The following is a 1,458-nucleotide window of genomic DNA, read 5'->3' as shown; positions in this document are numbered from 1 at the left end:
GTTAAATATTGCCAAAGGGCGAAAATAGGGTTGTCTCTGATTGGAGTTTGCATCTCTTCCGTTCTTCCGACAATGTTTCAAACTGCAACCATTGCGCGCTTTGCCAATATTTAACATAGCATCAAAATTTTACTATATTCTGTTATTTTGATTTCGTTGTAAGTATTTTGTGGCTACATGGTAAGGTAAGTGAAATGCTAAGTCATTTATTTACTAAACATCATGCATAAAGTGCTAGTATTTTTTTATTTATTTATTAAACTGCATGCACAAAAGTGTACATGGACGGACTTAATGACTTAGTAATATGTGGACGAAATTTTAATGAAGATACTAGGTACCTTAGGTTGTTCGACTTCTCAGTGTCCTACAGGACAGGAAGACAAATGTACCATCACGGTTTACAAGGAGTAAGAAAAAGGGTATAACAATGCGAATAGAGTTCAAGTTACTCAACAACGTTCCCCATGGAATATGGGGTGGAAATATTAAATAAAAAAATGTACCTCCCATACAAAATTGCTGATCAGCCGCTTAATTTACAATGAGAGGTCAAATTTTTTCATTATATTTCAACTTATATTCCACGGGGAAGGTTGTTTAGTTTTATGAGACATCCTTGACATCCTTTCGCACTCTCTCGCGTGTGGGACACCGAGTCGTCCAACGATATAATTGCATTAAAATAAATGCTTTCTATTTCTATTTTGTCACTCCTTGTATAAACACATAATAAATAGGACAAGTAGGTAATATCGAATTTATTCCTAGGAATAGGAAAGCATTAAAATTGCCGCAAAACCATAAAATTACTCATTCAGTCTCTTAAAGTAATTTATCGGCTATAAAAATGCTTGTAACTATAAAATTATGTATTTATCAGTGTGAAAATTCTCCAGGTTATTAAACCTTTCAAGTATAGCGGGTAACCGGTTTTATTTGGACAATTACAGCCATAATAATCAGAAAAATATATGTTATTGTCGAGGATATAACAGATAACACATACTATCAGTTAAACAATTTAACAAACTTTACTTGATAGAAAAAGATCCAAAGTAATCTCTATTTAAAACAATTTTTCAATATTTTGTCAACAGGTGCTCCTAATATTAGGGGGACTAATCAATTACCAAATCCTCCAATTATAATTTAGTAGATGTAAGGAATATGGCGTCAAGACAAACCCAATTATTAGGGTTTTTATGACACCCATATCTTCTTCTTCTTCTTTGTCAGCACGGTTTTGCGTTTTGCCCACTGTTGGGCATATGCCTCTCCTAAAGTTCTCTATTCTGCGCGGAGTTCCGTTTTCTTTATCCATAATGTTCCGGCGCGATCCTTGATGTCGTCGGTCCATCTGGCGGGTGGTCTGCCTACGCTGCGTTTCCCTAATCGGGGTCTCCAGTCCAGAACGCATCTACTCCATCTCCCGTCTCTTCGGCGACACATGTGTCC

Annotated in this window: 1 protein-coding gene; it reads right to left on the bottom strand. The window is 36.1% G+C overall.

The features are described from left to right. Positions 1–1,129: 1,129 nt before the first annotated feature. The gene (locus ACJ5GX_RS06945; RefSeq protein ID WP_495292837.1) at positions 1,130–1,324 is read right to left on the bottom strand and encodes a hypothetical protein; all 195 of its coding nucleotides are present in this window, start codon (positions 1,322–1,324) and stop codon (positions 1,130–1,132) included. Positions 1,325–1,458: the final 134 nt, after the last annotated feature.

The sequence above is a fragment of the Wolbachia endosymbiont of Tuta absoluta genome, from assembly GCF_059414725.1.
This window is presented reverse-complemented; position numbering and strand designations above follow the sequence as displayed.

Bases quoted from the DNA above. Each gene is read 5' to 3' on its own strand.
- ACJ5GX_RS06945 (WP_495292837.1), bottom strand. From the start codon at position 1,324: ATGGATAAAGAAAACGGAACTCCGCGCAGAATAGAGAACTTTAGGAGA.